The sequence below is a fragment of the Paenibacillus cellulosilyticus genome, assembly GCF_003182255.1.
GTDB lineage: Bacteria > Bacillota > Bacilli > Paenibacillales > Paenibacillaceae > Paenibacillus_T > Paenibacillus_T cellulosilyticus.
The window spans coordinates 382,846-395,702 of the sequence record NZ_QGTQ01000001.1; the positions used below are offsets into that span (position 1 = coordinate 382,846).

General features: G+C 53.6%; 15 protein-coding genes. 5 read left to right on the plus strand and 10 right to left on the minus strand.

Annotated features, from left to right (window positions below; genetic code table 11):
• Window positions 1–25: 25 nt before the first annotated feature.
• From thiE to DFQ01_RS01625, 4 genes are all read right to left on the minus strand, one after another.
• Window positions 26–730, minus strand: a complete 705-nt coding sequence (gene thiE / locus DFQ01_RS01610) for a thiamine phosphate synthase (RefSeq protein ID WP_110042124.1) — start codon at window positions 728–730, stop codon at window positions 26–28.
• Entirely contained in the window at window positions 727–1,557 is an 831-nt protein-coding gene (gene thiD / locus DFQ01_RS01615) for a bifunctional hydroxymethylpyrimidine kinase/phosphomethylpyrimidine kinase (protein ID WP_110042125.1), read from the minus strand. Before thiD ends, thiE begins: the two co-directional genes overlap by 4 nt.
• Window positions 1,558–1,685: 128 nt before the next feature.
• Window positions 1,686–2,492: a hydroxyethylthiazole kinase gene (thiM, locus tag DFQ01_RS01620; RefSeq protein ID WP_110042126.1), complete on the minus strand. Its 807-nt coding sequence runs from the start codon at window positions 2,490–2,492 to the stop codon at window positions 1,686–1,688.
• Window positions 2,493–2,753: 261 nt separating this feature from the next.
• Complete coding sequence (locus DFQ01_RS01625) at window positions 2,754–3,041, minus strand: Rossmann-fold NAD(P)-binding domain-containing protein (protein ID WP_110042127.1); 288 nt, start codon at window positions 3,039–3,041, stop codon at window positions 2,754–2,756.
• Between the two features lie 134 nt (window positions 3,042–3,175).
• On the opposite strand from DFQ01_RS01625, the gene DFQ01_RS01630 reads away from it, so the two are divergent.
• Complete coding sequence (locus DFQ01_RS01630; protein WP_110042128.1) at window positions 3,176–3,847, plus strand: YdeI/OmpD-associated family protein; 672 nt, start codon at window positions 3,176–3,178, stop codon at window positions 3,845–3,847.
• Between the two features lie 401 nt (window positions 3,848–4,248).
• Here DFQ01_RS01630 and DFQ01_RS01635 read toward each other — a convergent pair whose 3' ends face one another.
• From DFQ01_RS01635 to DFQ01_RS01650, 4 genes are all read right to left on the minus strand, one after another.
• Window positions 4,249–4,713, minus strand: a complete 465-nt coding sequence (locus DFQ01_RS01635; RefSeq protein WP_110042129.1) for a heme-degrading domain-containing protein — start codon at window positions 4,711–4,713, stop codon at window positions 4,249–4,251.
• 71 nt (window positions 4,714–4,784) lie between these two features.
• Entirely contained in the window at window positions 4,785–5,390 is a 606-nt protein-coding gene (locus DFQ01_RS01640) for a pentapeptide repeat-containing protein (protein ID WP_110042130.1), read from the minus strand.
• A 21-nt stretch (window positions 5,391–5,411) separates the two neighbouring features.
• Complete coding sequence (locus tag DFQ01_RS01645) at window positions 5,412–6,437, minus strand: SDR family oxidoreductase (RefSeq protein WP_110042131.1); 1,026 nt, start codon at window positions 6,435–6,437, stop codon at window positions 5,412–5,414.
• A 164-nt stretch (window positions 6,438–6,601) separates the two neighbouring features.
• A complete protein-coding gene (locus tag DFQ01_RS01650) occupies window positions 6,602–6,916 on the minus strand; it encodes a hypothetical protein (protein ID WP_110042132.1) in 315 nt (104 codons plus the stop codon).
• Between the two features lie 154 nt (window positions 6,917–7,070).
• Here DFQ01_RS01650 and DFQ01_RS01655 point away from each other — a divergent pair, with 154 nt between their 5' ends.
• Window positions 7,071–8,144 carry an LLM class flavin-dependent oxidoreductase gene (locus DFQ01_RS01655; RefSeq protein ID WP_110042133.1) on the plus strand — a complete coding sequence of 358 codons (1,074 nt, stop codon included), beginning with the start codon at window positions 7,071–7,073 and terminating at the stop codon, window positions 8,142–8,144.
• A 78-nt stretch (window positions 8,145–8,222) separates the two neighbouring features.
• Here DFQ01_RS01655 and DFQ01_RS01660 read toward each other — a convergent pair whose 3' ends face one another.
• Window positions 8,223–8,804 (minus strand): TetR family transcriptional regulator, encoded by a 582-nt coding sequence (locus DFQ01_RS01660; protein ID WP_110042134.1) that lies wholly within the window; start codon window positions 8,802–8,804, stop codon window positions 8,223–8,225.
• Between the two features lie 155 nt (window positions 8,805–8,959).
• On the opposite strand from DFQ01_RS01660, the gene DFQ01_RS01665 reads away from it, so the two are divergent.
• Window positions 8,960–9,640: an SDR family NAD(P)-dependent oxidoreductase gene (locus tag DFQ01_RS01665; RefSeq protein ID WP_110042135.1), complete on the plus strand. Its 681-nt coding sequence runs from the start codon at window positions 8,960–8,962 to the stop codon at window positions 9,638–9,640.
• Between the two features lie 218 nt (window positions 9,641–9,858).
• Window positions 9,859–10,425, plus strand: a complete 567-nt coding sequence (locus DFQ01_RS01670; RefSeq protein WP_425452347.1) for a hypothetical protein — start codon at window positions 9,859–9,861, stop codon at window positions 10,423–10,425.
• A gap of 178 nt (window positions 10,426–10,603) precedes the next feature.
• Here DFQ01_RS01670 and DFQ01_RS01675 read toward each other — a convergent pair whose 3' ends face one another.
• A complete protein-coding gene (locus tag DFQ01_RS01675) occupies window positions 10,604–11,197 on the minus strand; it encodes a restriction endonuclease (protein WP_110042137.1) in 594 nt (197 codons plus the stop codon).
• A gap of 171 nt (window positions 11,198–11,368) precedes the next feature.
• Here DFQ01_RS01675 and DFQ01_RS01680 point away from each other — a divergent pair, with 171 nt between their 5' ends.
• On the plus strand, window positions 11,369–12,835 hold the full coding sequence (locus DFQ01_RS01680; protein WP_110042138.1) for a methyl-accepting chemotaxis protein: 1,467 nt from the start codon (window positions 11,369–11,371) through the stop codon (window positions 12,833–12,835).
• Window positions 12,836–12,857: the final 22 nt, after the last annotated feature.

The following is a 12,857-nucleotide window of genomic DNA, read 5'->3' on the forward strand; positions in this document are numbered from 1 at the left end:
CGCATCATCAGCGCCGGAACCTACATCATGCTTCGCATTGTTTACCGGCGGCGATAGCAACCGCCGCCGTAACCGCGCTGCGCAGCTCCTCAGCGGCCGACCGCTCATTGGCTGCATGCGTAATCGCCGTAATGACGGACACGCCGTCCGCTCCTGCGCGCACAACATCGCCGGCGTTGCCGGCATGGATGCCGCCGATGCCAACGATCGGCACCACTACGCCGTTCTCCCGCATTTCGCTCAGCACGGCAAGGCCGGAACCCGACTTCGCGTCTTCCTTCGTCTGCGTCGAATAGAGCGGCCCCACACCGAGGTAATCGGCGCCGCAGCGTACAGCCGTTTCCGCCTCAGCCAGATCATAAGCCGACACGCCAAGAATCCGGTCTTCGCCGATCCGGCGTCTCACTTCTGTCGCGAGCTCATCCTCTTGTCCGACATGCACACCGTCTGCATCAAGCGCAAGCGCCAGATCAATATCGTCGTTCACGATGAACGGCACGCTGCTGATGCGGCATATCTCGCGAAGCCGAGACGCAAGCTTGAATCGCTCATCACCCGTTAACGCGCCTGTACCCTTCTCCCGATACTGGAACATCGTAATGCCGCCAGCAATCGCATCCGTCAGCACCTGCTCCGGATCTCGCAGGCAGTTGTTGCTGCCCATAATGAGATACACTTGGAGCAAACGACTCAGCTCCGCTGGCTCGCGCCAGCTTGCCCGCGCGCTCATCGTCCCGCTCCTTGCCGCACCACTGCCTGCCGTCTCTGATATGCCCAATGGTTCGTCGGACCATGTCCTTGTCCGAGCTGGATCGTATCTTCGATTGCCGCTTGAATGAACTGCTTCGCAACCTCAACCGCCTGCACAACGGTGCGGCCCTTCGCCAGCTCTGCCGTCATGGCTGCAGCGAACGTACAGCCTGTACCGTGCGTATGCCGCGTCTCCTGGCGCGGGCTGCTGAATTCATAGAAATCGCGTCCGTCATAGAGCAGGTCGATGACTTCATTCGGATTCGATTCGTCATGGCCGCCTTTCATGACGACGTTCTTCGCGCCGAGATCGGCGAGAACACGAGCCGCTTCCTTCCGATCGTCCAAGCCGCGAATCGTCCTGCCGGCGATCAGCTCGGCCTCCGGCACATTGGGCGTAATGACGAGCGCGAGCGGCATGAGCACCTCGCGGAGGGCGCGAACCGCTTCCTCAAGCAGGAGCACCGAGCCCCCTTTTGCAATCATAACCGGGTCGACAACGACCTTCTCCCACTTGTACTGCACCAGCTTCTCCGCCACGCCGCGGATAATATCGCTGTTGAACAGCATGCCCGTCTTCACCGCATCCGTTCCGATATCTTCGCCGATCGCGTCCATCTGCTTCTGCACCGCCTCCACGGTCAGCGGATAGATGCCGTGCACGCCAAGCGTGTTCTGCGCCGTCACTGCCGTCAGCGCCGTCATGCCGAATACGTCGAGCTCTTGGAATGTTTTCAGGTCGGCCTGAATGCCCGCTCCGCCGCCGCTGTCCGAGCCTGCCACCGTCAATGCTCTTGCGATTGTCATCACTGTCCACTCTCCTATCTCGTTGTTATGAGTATACCAAAAGAGAGCCGCGACGGCCCTCTCTCTGTGTTAAAAGTCTCCTATTTCCTTGCCTTGCCCTGCGCGGTGCGATACGCCCCGACCGCTGCTTACAGCTTCTCAATACGACCGAGACGCTCGATATCTTCGCCCGACACAAGTGCCAGCTGATTCAGGAACTCGATCTGGAAGCTGCCCGGACCTTGGTCCTTCGTCTTGCTCGCTGCGATTTCTGCTGCAACGCCATACACAACCAATGCAGCCGCAGCCGCACGTGCTGGGTTCGGCTCAACCGCTGCGAAAGCACCGATAACCGACGTCAGCAGACAGCCCGTTCCCGTTACACGCGTCAGGATCACATCGCCGTTATGCGCAACGTACGTATCCGTACCGTCAGATACGACATCGTCTGGGCCCGTAACAACCGCTACCGTGTTCAATTGGCGAGCTGCCGTCTGTGCCAATTCTACAATGTTGCCGTCGCCCGCACCTGCATCGACACCTTTGATCTGCCACGCTTGGCCGACCACGTTAGCGACTTCCGCCGCATTGCCGCGAAGGATCGATACGTTCATCTCGCTCATGAATTGCTGCGATACGCTCGTCCGGTAAGCCGTTGCGCCTGCACCTACCGGGTCGAATACGACAGGCACGCCGTGCTCGTTCGCAGATGCGCCTGCGATCTTCATCGCCGCTACGTCCGTCTCATTGAGCGTACCAATGTTCAGCACGAGTGCGCCCGAGATGCGAGCGATATCCGCCACTTCTTCCTTTGCATATGCCATCAGCGGGGATGCGCCAAGCGCCAGCAGGCCGTTCGCCGTGAAATTCGTAACGACCACGTTCGTCATGCTCGTGACAAGTGGATTCGCTGCTCTTACTTTGCCTAGCAGATCTTTGACATCTTGGTTGTTCATCGTTAATCTACCTCTCTGCCCTGAAATTTATATACAAAAAAAGCGCTCTGCCTGCAGGAGCAAGCACAGCGCATGCGCGTCATCAATTCACACATCACATAAAGAACGCTTCCCTACGCTGGCATTATCCAACAGGTTCATTCGGTCTACGACAGATTAGTCGTACTCTCAGCCTGCTTCCACAAGCTCCCGCATGTATTCAGTTGCGATCAGTGTATTACATATTGGGTCAAAATACAATGGCACAGTGGCGAGCACGCGCTAGCCGCTCTGTCTACGGAACCACTCCACTGCGCTCGCAACGCCCTCCTCAATTGGCGTCGCCAGCATGCCGAACCGCTCGCTGAACTTGCGGGAGTCCACAATAAAATCTCGCTCGAACTGATAAAGCATCTCGATGCTTTCCTTCGCCCCAGGCATGAACAAGCCCGCCATGCGAAGCATGCCCCTGCCCATCGAACGCACCTTCGCTGGCTTGAAGCCCGCTGCACGATACGCGGTCTCCGCGAACAGTCGCATCGTTGTCGCCTCGGCCGTCGGCACATGCATGCCTGACCGAACGCATCGTCATCGTCGCCGAGCCCACGCGTTTCATCCCATTGGATGGACAAGCAGCGACGACCTCTGCGGTAGTTGTGATATAGTGAGAGCAATGAGCGATTCGATCCATGGGAGGCTTCACGATGTCCAAGACTATCGTAGACAAACTCAATTTACACAAATACGACAAGATAGCCGTGCTCGGTATGCCGGAGGGCGAGAACCTGTTAGAAGGGCTGGAGCATTACGATACCCAGCTCGCAAGCAGCGGCTATGATATGATTTTTGCGTTTACGCTCGATATGGGCGCCTTGCAGGGTCTATTGAATAATGTCATCAGCAGCGAAGCGCTTGGCAAGGGAGGTTACTTGTTTGCCGCTTATCCGAAGAAAGGGAACAAGGTGTACCCGACCTACATTCATCGCGATGACCTGTTCGAAGGGCTCGGCGCTAGTGAGGAAGACGGCTATATCGGGACAAGCGACTTGAAATTTGCGCGTATGGTGGGACTGAACGATGTGTTCACGGTGGTCGGCTTCAAGCTCGAACCACGTAAGTCAGCGTCGTCAACCAAACCGAGTCAAAGCGTTGGCGACTATGTCGCGTTCATCCCGAATGTGGAGCAGGATCTACAGCATGTGCCGGAGACACTCGCTTTCTACCAATCGCTTGCCCCAGGGTATCGGAGAGATTGGGCGCGTTACATATACAGCGCTGTACAAGAAGAGACGCGGGAGAAACGCCGCGAAGAGATGAAGGTTATCTTGGGCGAGGGCTTCAAGAGCGTCGATCTGTATCGTAGAGGGAAGCAGTAATCGTGCGTATAGGCATGTAACGTCGCCGATCTCGATCGATGCTGTCGGGACCTTCGTGCAACGATAAGATGAGAACGCGACTAACGGTTGCTATTGCGTCTATTGTGTTGTAGATCGGTCTTTTCTTCGCTTAACGGTTCTCATAGAGGCTAAACCGACAGATTCGCCTGTTTGCGAATGAAAACCGCCCGATAAGCACGAGTACAACCGTTACAGTTGAAAAATCCCACTTTCTAAGCCAATAGGAGCTAGAGCAACCGTTAGAGCTCCGCTCGGCACTCGTGATTGTGATAAAACTGAAGCAGCACACGAGTATGCTCCTCCTCACCACTAATCGCATTTACAGCCGAAGCAATGAAAAAGCTGTTCTAAACGGAACATTTAGAACAGCTTTTTCGTTCTTACTTGCTTGCCAGCAGTCTGCGGAAGCCTTCAACGGCAACCGCATGATCCTCTTCGCCGGGCAGACCGGATACCGTCACCGTGCCGACCTTTCCTTGGCCGCGAACGACGATCGGGAAGGAGCCGCCTTCGCCCTGGTAGTCGGATTCCGGCAGGCCCGATCCTTCGTGGAACGTCTGACCGTTCGAACGGAACGTCTCGCCAACGTAGAGCGAGCTGTGGCCGAAGCGGTTCACGACATTTTTCTTCGCGTTCATCCAGTAGGTGTTGCCCTTGCTCGTACCCGCCATATAGTGCGTGAACAGCGGATGCTCGTCGTTCTCGATATGAACGGAGATGCCAACGGCTCTCTCCTTCGCCACCTCAACGATCAGGCAGCCAAGTCGGAAAGCATCTTCGTTCGTAAAAGCATTCAGCTGCAGCTCTTCCTCTTGGGCTAGCAGCGTATGCAATAGTTCGCTCATTGTCGTAATCCCTTTCTCTTAAAGAGGTCTTCAAACTTATAGCACCTCGGCCGAAGCCGCTCGGCTGTCGTTTACTCCACTTTAGCGCCGTAGCAGCGCAGGAACGAAATCGCTTGCACCGAATCCATCCGAACGCCCTTTACATCCACGTTCAGCCAGTTGATGCCATCGACCTCGGCCCCGCGCAGATCGGCCCCTTTGAGCTTCGCTTGTCCGAGGTTCGCCCGCGATAGATCTGCCTTACGCAGATCGGCCTTTTCTAGATTGGCGCCAGCTAGGTCTGCCTCATAAAAAGCGACGCCGCGCAGATCCTGCTTCGTCAGCCGCGCATGGCGCAAATTCACATACGACCAGTCGCCCTGCACGATCGTAATGCCATCCAGCTGCGCCTTCACGAAGTCGGAGCCGGTCACCTTGCAGCGGTCGAACTTCGCGACGAACAGATTCGCTTCGCCGAACTGGCAGTTCAGAAACGCCGTCTCCGTATGGGTCGAAGCGTTCATGACCGCTCCGCGGAAATCGCAGCTGTTAAACCGGCAGCCGCTCGTCTCAATTTCCTCCAACGATCCGCTTGCGAACGTGCAGCGCTCGAAGGTACAGCGGATAAACTGCGCCTCCTTCAAGTCGCGGTCGCCGAAATCAACTAACTCATAATGCTCATCAGTGAATACATTCATTCTTGCTGCACAACCTTCCTGTTACGCTTGCTGCTGCAATACAGCCTTCCGCGCTGCGTCCAGCGCATCAATCACTCGATCGCACCATGCATCGAACTCAGGGTCTTCGACCTGAAGCTCGGGATGCGCGAGAATATGCTCAATGGTTGATTTGACACCTTGGTCGAAGCGAGTCGTCGCAACGAAGTCCGGCACGAGCCGCTTCAGCTTCGAGTTGTCGAAGACAACTGTGTTGGCTTTGTCGCCGAGCAGACCGCCGCGATAGTCCTCTGTGCTGCATGCTGCAAGGAAATCGGTCGCGACATGCACCGCGTTCAGCTTCACGCCGAGCGCGCTGGCGATCGATTCGTAAATTTGGTTCCACGTCAGCGACTCGTCCGACGTAATATGTACCGCTTCGCCGACTGCATGAATATTACCCATCAGGCCAATAAACCCTCGCGCAAAATCGGTATTATGCGTCATCGTCCACAGCGACGTACCGTCCCCATGAATAATAACGGGCTTGCCCTCAAGCATCCGCTTCGCTACCTGCCAAGCGCCCTTGCTGCCGTGCACGCCAAGCGGAATGAAGCGCTCATCGTACGTATGGCTGGGGCGAACGATCGTGATCGGGAAGCCTTCCTCACGGTACTGCTTGATGAGATACTCCTCGCAGGCGATTTTGTTACGGGAATATTCCCAATATGGATTCGCCAGCAGCGTACCCTCCGTAATCCGGTAGTCGGACAATGGAGTCTGATACGCCGATGCCGAGCTAATGAATATGAACTGCTTGGTCTTGCCTTTGAACAACCGGTAATCCCGCTCCAGCTGCGCCGGTACGAAAGCGATGAAGTCCGCTACAACGTCGAACTCCAAACCCTCGATCAGCTTCGCAACCTGCTGCTCATCATGAATATCAGCTTGAATCACACGCACACCTTCCGGCAGCTTCGCGTTGTTGTTCCCCCGGTTCAGCAAATACAGTTCACAGCCCTGTGCCGCTAATTGACGCGTAATGGCCGAGCTGATAATGCCTGTTCCTCCAATAAAAAGCGCTCTCATTCGTGCACCTCCGCAAGTGTTAGGATTCAATTAAGACCTCCTATAGATTCGTCAACCTATGCGAAAAAGCCTGCCTCCCAGCGGCGAAGTTTAATGAAAATGACACAAGCCCGTTACCATCCGGGGTACGGATGAACGGGCTTGCATGCTGGCTGCTGCGGACGTCATTCATTGTCACTTGGCGTAGATGCCGTACGGAATTTTCCTATAATATCCCGCACATACTTGATCATGACGGACAGTGCCCCTATGAAATAGAGCACGACGAGCGTCCATTCCGTCGGATCGATGGATACCATCGAGAGGATGAAGTTGAGCGGAAGTACGTAGAATACGATGTCCTTCAAGTAAGGGAGGAATGTCACTTCGAACGTTCCTGCCCAGAAGGAAATAGCGAACGCGATTAAGAAGTCGATGATCATTAGGCCGAATATGCCCAGCAGGCAGTATGTGATCCAATCCACGAGTGTTTGTGTCATTGTTATCACCACCTTCCTACACCATATGTATAGGAAGCTGACATGTTCACCAGTGGACCTGCCTAGAAATAAAACGTGAGAGACGGCACTTACCCTTTTATAGTTAATAAAAATTTAGTACACTATTCATACTTACTTATGGAGGCGATACATAATGGCCGAGACGGCAAAGAAAATGGAAATAGGGATTAGTACGTTTCTGGAGGCGACGCCTCATCCGGTAACCGGTGAGACAGTCAATCACGCAGAGCGGCTGCGCAACGCGGTGGAGGAGATCGTGCTGGCGGATCAGGTCGGGCTCGACGTCTATGGCATCGGCGAGCATCATCGCCCGGACTACGCGGGCAGCGCGCCGGCGATCGTGCTCGCTGCAGCGGCTGGGATGACGAAGAACATCCGGCTGACGAGTGCAGTAACCGTATTGTCCTCTGACGACCCGGTTCGTGTGTATCAACAGTTCGCAACGATTGACGGCATCTCGAACGGCCGTGCCGAGATTATGGCTGGCCGGGGCTCGTTCGTGGAGTCGTTCCCGCTGTTCGGCTACAGCCTCGAAGACTATAACGAGCTGTTCGATGAGAAGCTGGAGCTGCTGCTTGAGATCTGCAAGTCGGAGAAAGTAACATGGCGCGGCGGTCATCGCCCAGCTATTCAAAATCTCGGCGTCTATCCGCGTGCGGTGCAGGAGCCGCTGCCAGTATGGATCGCAACAGGCGGTAACCCAGAGTCCGCTATTCGCGCGGGCATGCTCGGACTGCCGGTCGCATTCGCGATTATCGGCGGTATGCCGGAGAGCTTCGCGCCGCTGGTCGATCTGTACAAGCGTGCTGCAATCCAGGCGGGACATGACCCATCGAAGCTGCAAATTGCATCGCATTCGCATGGCTTCGTCGCCGATACGATGGAGCAAGCGGTCGAATCGTTCTACCTGCCGACGGCAGCACAGATGACCAAGATCGGCAGCGAACGCGGCTGGGGCCGGCCGTACGATCGCGCTACTTACGACGCTTCGCGCAGCCTGCGCGGCGCGCTCTATGTCGGCGACCCTGAATATGTCGCAGAGAAAATCGTTCTGCTGCGCAAAAACCTTGGCCTGACGCGCTTCTTCCTGCACGTGAACGTCGGCACGATGCCGCACCGCGAGGTGCTTCGCGCGATCGAGCTGCTCGGCACGAAGGTCGCGCCGATCGTCCATAAGGAGCTTGCTCGCCTAGAGTCGAACGGATAGTACGCAGTGGCATAAACGAAATATGAACCAGCGGCAGCCCGGCACCTCGATGAGGTGTTGAGCCGCCGCTGGTTTATTTTATAGAGTGTGATATTCGTTCCGGACCTTGAAACCACCCACTATTAATGCCGCCACCCTCTGAGCAACCTCTTCTCTGCTCATCACGGTTTGGCCCGTGGCCCACTGCAGGGCACCCTCGTGAATCATCTGCGCAAATATCGGGACATACATACTCTTCTCATCCGCTGTAAGGATCTGTTCCATGCTTCTCGTCAAATATGCCTTCAGCTCATTCACTGCTTTGTCCTTTAACTGCGGAACAACTAGGCTTACATAGCTGCTGCGGCACTGAATATTAGGCTGTTGGTAGAAGTCGCATAACGCTAGAACGAGCTGCTGCATGCTGGCCTGATCGAATTTCACTTCACCTTGCGTGCGGTTAAGGATAGCCGTTGACGCAGAATCCCCCATCATATAACCCAGCAGCTCGTATTTGTCGTTGAAGTGGGCATAGAATGTCGCTCGATTCACCTGTGCGCCTTTCGTGATGTCCGCAATCGTTATTTTCTCGAAATCCTTGATTGAAACTAATTGAATGAATGCGTTGATCAAAGACTGCTTCGTCTGTGTCGTTCGTATATTTCTTACTTTCTCCGCCATAGCGTCCTCCTTATGCCGACAATTAGCCGCACTTGTTGCTATAGCAACATTCGCATACCGATTGTTGGTGGTTCCCCTCGTATTGTCGACGGTATAGTACCAATTAAAGCAACGCCTGTTACTTTAACATATCACGGACGAGGAGCGGATAAACAATGAAAACTGTTGCAATCATAGGTGCAGGTCCTGGACTAGGCTTGTCGCTGGCGAAAAAATTCGGAGCAAACGGATTTAATGTGGCCGTTATCTCCCGTAACCCTGATAAATTAGCTGCGATCGTGAAGGAGCTTCATGAGCTGAACATTGAGGCGCGTTCATTCGTGGCGGATGTAACGGATCTAGAGAGTTTGAAGGCGGCTCTTCAAGCTGCGAAAGAAGCGTTTGGCCCGATTGATGTGCTGGAGTTCAGCCCTTATGCAGGATGGGACAAGTTCACAAGCGTGTTGGAAACGACGCCTGCGAGCGTATCGGAGCAGATTAACAGCTACTTGCTGCCTGCCGTCCTCTCGGTCAATGAGGTACTGCCGGACATGATGAAGAATGGCTCTGGCGCCATCCTGTTCACGACAGGCATATCTGCAATGTTCCCGCTGCCTTTCGTCGGCAATGGCGGAATCATTATGTCGGGTGTACGTAACTATGCGGCCAACCTTTATAATGTGCTGAAAGAGCAAGGCATCTATGTCGGTCACCTCTCCGTCGGAACGCTGATACAGGCTGGTACTGCTGGAGATCCGGACGTTATCGCTGATGTTTGGTATGACATGTACGAGAAGAAAGAGCTTTTTGAACAAGTATTCCCGCTTGGGTTCGATCCGACGAAGATGGGCAACTAGTGCTAGATAAGTAGATACTTGAAGACAACTGCTGAAATAGCAGTTGTCTTCTTTCTGTTGTTTCAACAAGATCGCTGCGCTGGCGTTGCGGCTCCAATCTATGGTCAATTGCCAGACGGCATTCATCCCTTGCGATTGGTAGAGAGGGACATATACTTAATCAAATCCAATTGAGGAGGGTCATCGTGTCCAAACGAGGGGATCGTCTGACCGTTATCATTGAGAAGCGCGGCAAGCGAATCATTACACGCGCGCCGCTTCATGGCGTGGATCGATTCGTATTCGTCGTCAACCATCAGTTTACGAATGCGCCGAATACGACACAGCTGGCGAGTGGTGCGGGCCGCAGCAGCGCGGCTGGCAGTAATGCCGCGATCAAGTCGCCGCATACCGAGCAGCAGCAAAGCGTTGGCGCAGGAGGAACAGCCAAAAACGTTTGGGTACCTGACAAGCACAAACACAAATATCTGTATGATCACGGCCATGGACATCCTAGCAAGCATGGCCATCAAGCGCAGCGTGTACACCGCAAGGAAGTCATTATCGTTCTCAACGATCAGGTTGTGAAGCTTCCGAAGAACGCAGCGAACGCCTCGGCTACTCAAGTCGCCAGCGGCGCAGGCAAATATAGCACAAGCGGCACAAACTCAGCTATCGAGAGCGCCGGAACACGACAGCAGCAAGCCGTTGGTGGCGGCGGCAAGGCGATCAACAAGCAGCAGAAGCAGCGTGTTCGGAAGCCTGGGCACAAGCACAAGCATTCTGGAGGCCGGTACGGGAAATAAGCCCTGCCATGCTGGTACCAAGAGGCAGCGCTGTGTACATGGTTCCGAACTCGGCCTAAAGTGGCAAGAAGGCATCCCATACACGGGATGCCTTCTTGCCACTTTTTTTTGCGTTATTTCACGTTATCATAAAGCTCCACAGTCTCGCTAACGAACTATAGGGCACTTGTTCGAGGCACTAGGCCCTTTGTTTGCCCCTCTTACTAGGCTTCCATTTACCCCAAGAAGTCAGCTTGCGTTCTATCACCGCGCCATGCCAGTATTCAACGCGTAACAGCTCTGCTTCCTTCTTCGCCGGCCCAGTCAAGTCAGATGTAGTTATAAGCAGCGATAGCACGCAATTGTGATTCCGCTTAGCACCTACCAGCTCACGTACAGTTTGAACATTCACCGCATTCGTTTCAGCATAACATTTTGCCTGAACGGCGGTTCGTTCTCCTCGTTTATCGACGATGACTAGATCGACCCCGCCATCATTACCTCCAACCCCTACCTCATGCACCTTGTATCCCCGGTCTTTGAAGTAAAGGGCAAGCAGTCGCTCAAATTCCGTACCATTTATTTCATCCAATGGAGTAAGCAGCAATTCCTCGTCTGGTCGACATGTTTTGGAGGAACGGGAAAAGGAAGAGCTTGCACTTTTATTACTTTTACTATGTTTATTCGTGCTTCTTGTCTGTTTCTTGCGTCTCTTTCTCTTAGGTGGTTCTAATATACCTCTAATTGCTCCAAGTACGATGCTTACAATAACAAATCCCCACAATAATGTCATATGTACCCCTGTAAATTTGATATGAATTCCATCATATAGGAACATCGACTAATTGACTAGACTACCAGCGTGTCAATTTCTTGTTTTTGTTAATTATATGTCGAATATTGCCGTTTTGTGGTATTATTGATCTAATTATCAAGCAATATATTCGGCAAAGGAGGATGAATTGTGGGCTTTCTAGAAACACTGCACCGCCGTAACAAATTGCTAGTTTATATTATATGGGGGATGCTGCTCCTCGGGGTAGTCGTAGACGTGATCACAGGGGCAGGCGCGGACTCCATCCAGATGTTAGCGATTGTCGGAACGATTACTTGCGGACTAACAACGGTGCTGCATGTCAAGCGCTGGCTGACAACGTACATCATGTATATCATCTCAACAATAGTCACCGTACTGACGCTGTTGTTGATTACGACTGGGCCTATTATTACGACTTACTTCCTCGTCTATGTGAACCTAGCGATTATGACGCTGTACTGCAGCTCGCGTGCTATCGCTTATTCGACATTGATGGGCGGTGCGCTTACTGCCTTTCTGTACCTTAGTGACTACAAGGAAGACGTGTTCGGCATCAACGACTGGATGACGGTGAGTATGTACTTCCTCATGATCGCCATTCCGCTGTATGCATCAACCCGTTTCAGTGAACGGCTGCAGAACGAAGTATTCGCACAGCGTGAAGAAGCGATCCAAGAGAAGAATAAATCGCTTGAGCTCGTCGGCCAAGTATCTGCATCGGTCGGCATGCTTAATGAGTTCAGCTCTAACTTGAAGTCGAACATCACCTCCACGGGCACGATTTCCAAAGAAGTGACGACCGCCTTTACCGAAATTACATCCAGCATCGAGACGCAGACATCCAGCATTAACGATATTAGCGAATCGATCCGCTACATAGAAACTTCCGTTACATCACTGGCTGACCGCTCGACAGAGATGACCCAGTTGTCCGTAAGCTCCGCTCAATTAACGAAGGTCGGCAGCGACGAAGCTGAATCGCTCGATACGCAGATGAGGCAGGTTCACGAGACGATCGATACGGCGGCACAGCTGATGAACGAGCTCGGCGATCAAAACTCACGCATTAGCGACATCGTCGCAACGATCAAACATATCTCGACGCAGACGAACCTGCTGGCACTCAATGCGGCCATCGAAGCCGCTCGTGCAGGTGAGCATGGCAAAGGTTTTGGTGTTGTCTCCCACGAAATCCGCAAGCTGGCCGAAACATCGCAGCAATCGACCGAAGAGATTGAGCAGATTCTCGCAAGCATTCAATCGAAAACGCTACAGGCTGCAGATTACGTTCTTCAGGGGCAGCAATCGGTCGCAAATGGCAGCTCTGCCGTACAGAAGGTCGTTGAAGTTATGCGTTCGCTCGCCAACGACTCGATCCACCTCGAGCAGCAATCGACGCAGGTGGATCGTTCCGCCGGCGAATTGCATGAACAATACACGCGCATTACGGATCAAATCGTCACGATTGCAAGCATTACCGAAGAGAACATGGCTTCGATTCAAGAAATGTCGGCCAGCATGATTACACAGGACAGCCGCATTCTCGAAGTCGTCGAGAGCTTCCTGCAGTTGGACAAGCTTACATCCGATTTGAACAAAATGACCGATCGATAACAGCAATGGTCTACCTAAGCTA

What these genes read in the sequence shown, in the direction of transcription:
- DFQ01_RS01675 (WP_110042137.1), bottom strand. Translation starts at nt 11,197, where the DNA reads ATGACATTATTGTGGGGATTTGTTATTGTAAGCATCGTACTTGGAGCA.
- DFQ01_RS01635 (WP_110042129.1), bottom strand. Translation starts at nt 4,713, where the DNA reads ATGAGCGAACTATTGCATACGCTGCTAGCCCAAGAGGAAGAGCTGCAG.
- DFQ01_RS01660 (WP_110042134.1), bottom strand. Translation starts at nt 8,804, where the DNA reads ATGGCGGAGAAAGTAAGAAATATACGAACGACACAGACGAAGCAGTCT.
- DFQ01_RS01640 (WP_110042130.1), bottom strand. Translation starts at nt 5,390, where the DNA reads ATGAATGTATTCACTGATGAGCATTATGAGTTAGTTGATTTCGGCGAC.
- DFQ01_RS01645 (WP_110042131.1), bottom strand. Translation starts at nt 6,437, where the DNA reads ATGAGAGCGCTTTTTATTGGAGGAACAGGCATTATCAGCTCGGCCATT.
- DFQ01_RS01655 (WP_110042133.1), top strand. Translation starts at nt 7,071, where the DNA reads ATGGCCGAGACGGCAAAGAAAATGGAAATAGGGATTAGTACGTTTCTG.
- DFQ01_RS01650 (WP_110042132.1), bottom strand. Translation starts at nt 6,916, where the DNA reads ATGACACAAACACTCGTGGATTGGATCACATACTGCCTGCTGGGCATA.
- DFQ01_RS01625 (WP_110042127.1), bottom strand. Translation starts at nt 3,041, where the DNA reads ATGCATGTGCCGACGGCCGAGGCGACAACGATGCGACTGTTCGCGGAG.
- DFQ01_RS01630 (WP_110042128.1), top strand. Translation starts at nt 3,176, where the DNA reads ATGTCCAAGACTATCGTAGACAAACTCAATTTACACAAATACGACAAG.
- thiM (WP_110042126.1), bottom strand. Translation starts at nt 2,492, where the DNA reads ATGAACAACCAAGATGTCAAAGATCTGCTAGGCAAAGTAAGAGCAGCG.
- DFQ01_RS01665 (WP_110042135.1), top strand. Translation starts at nt 8,960, where the DNA reads ATGAAAACTGTTGCAATCATAGGTGCAGGTCCTGGACTAGGCTTGTCG.
- thiE (WP_110042124.1), bottom strand. Translation starts at nt 730, where the DNA reads ATGAGCGCGCGGGCAAGCTGGCGCGAGCCAGCGGAGCTGAGTCGTTTG.
- thiD (WP_110042125.1), bottom strand. Translation starts at nt 1,557, where the DNA reads ATGACAATCGCAAGAGCATTGACGGTGGCAGGCTCGGACAGCGGCGGC.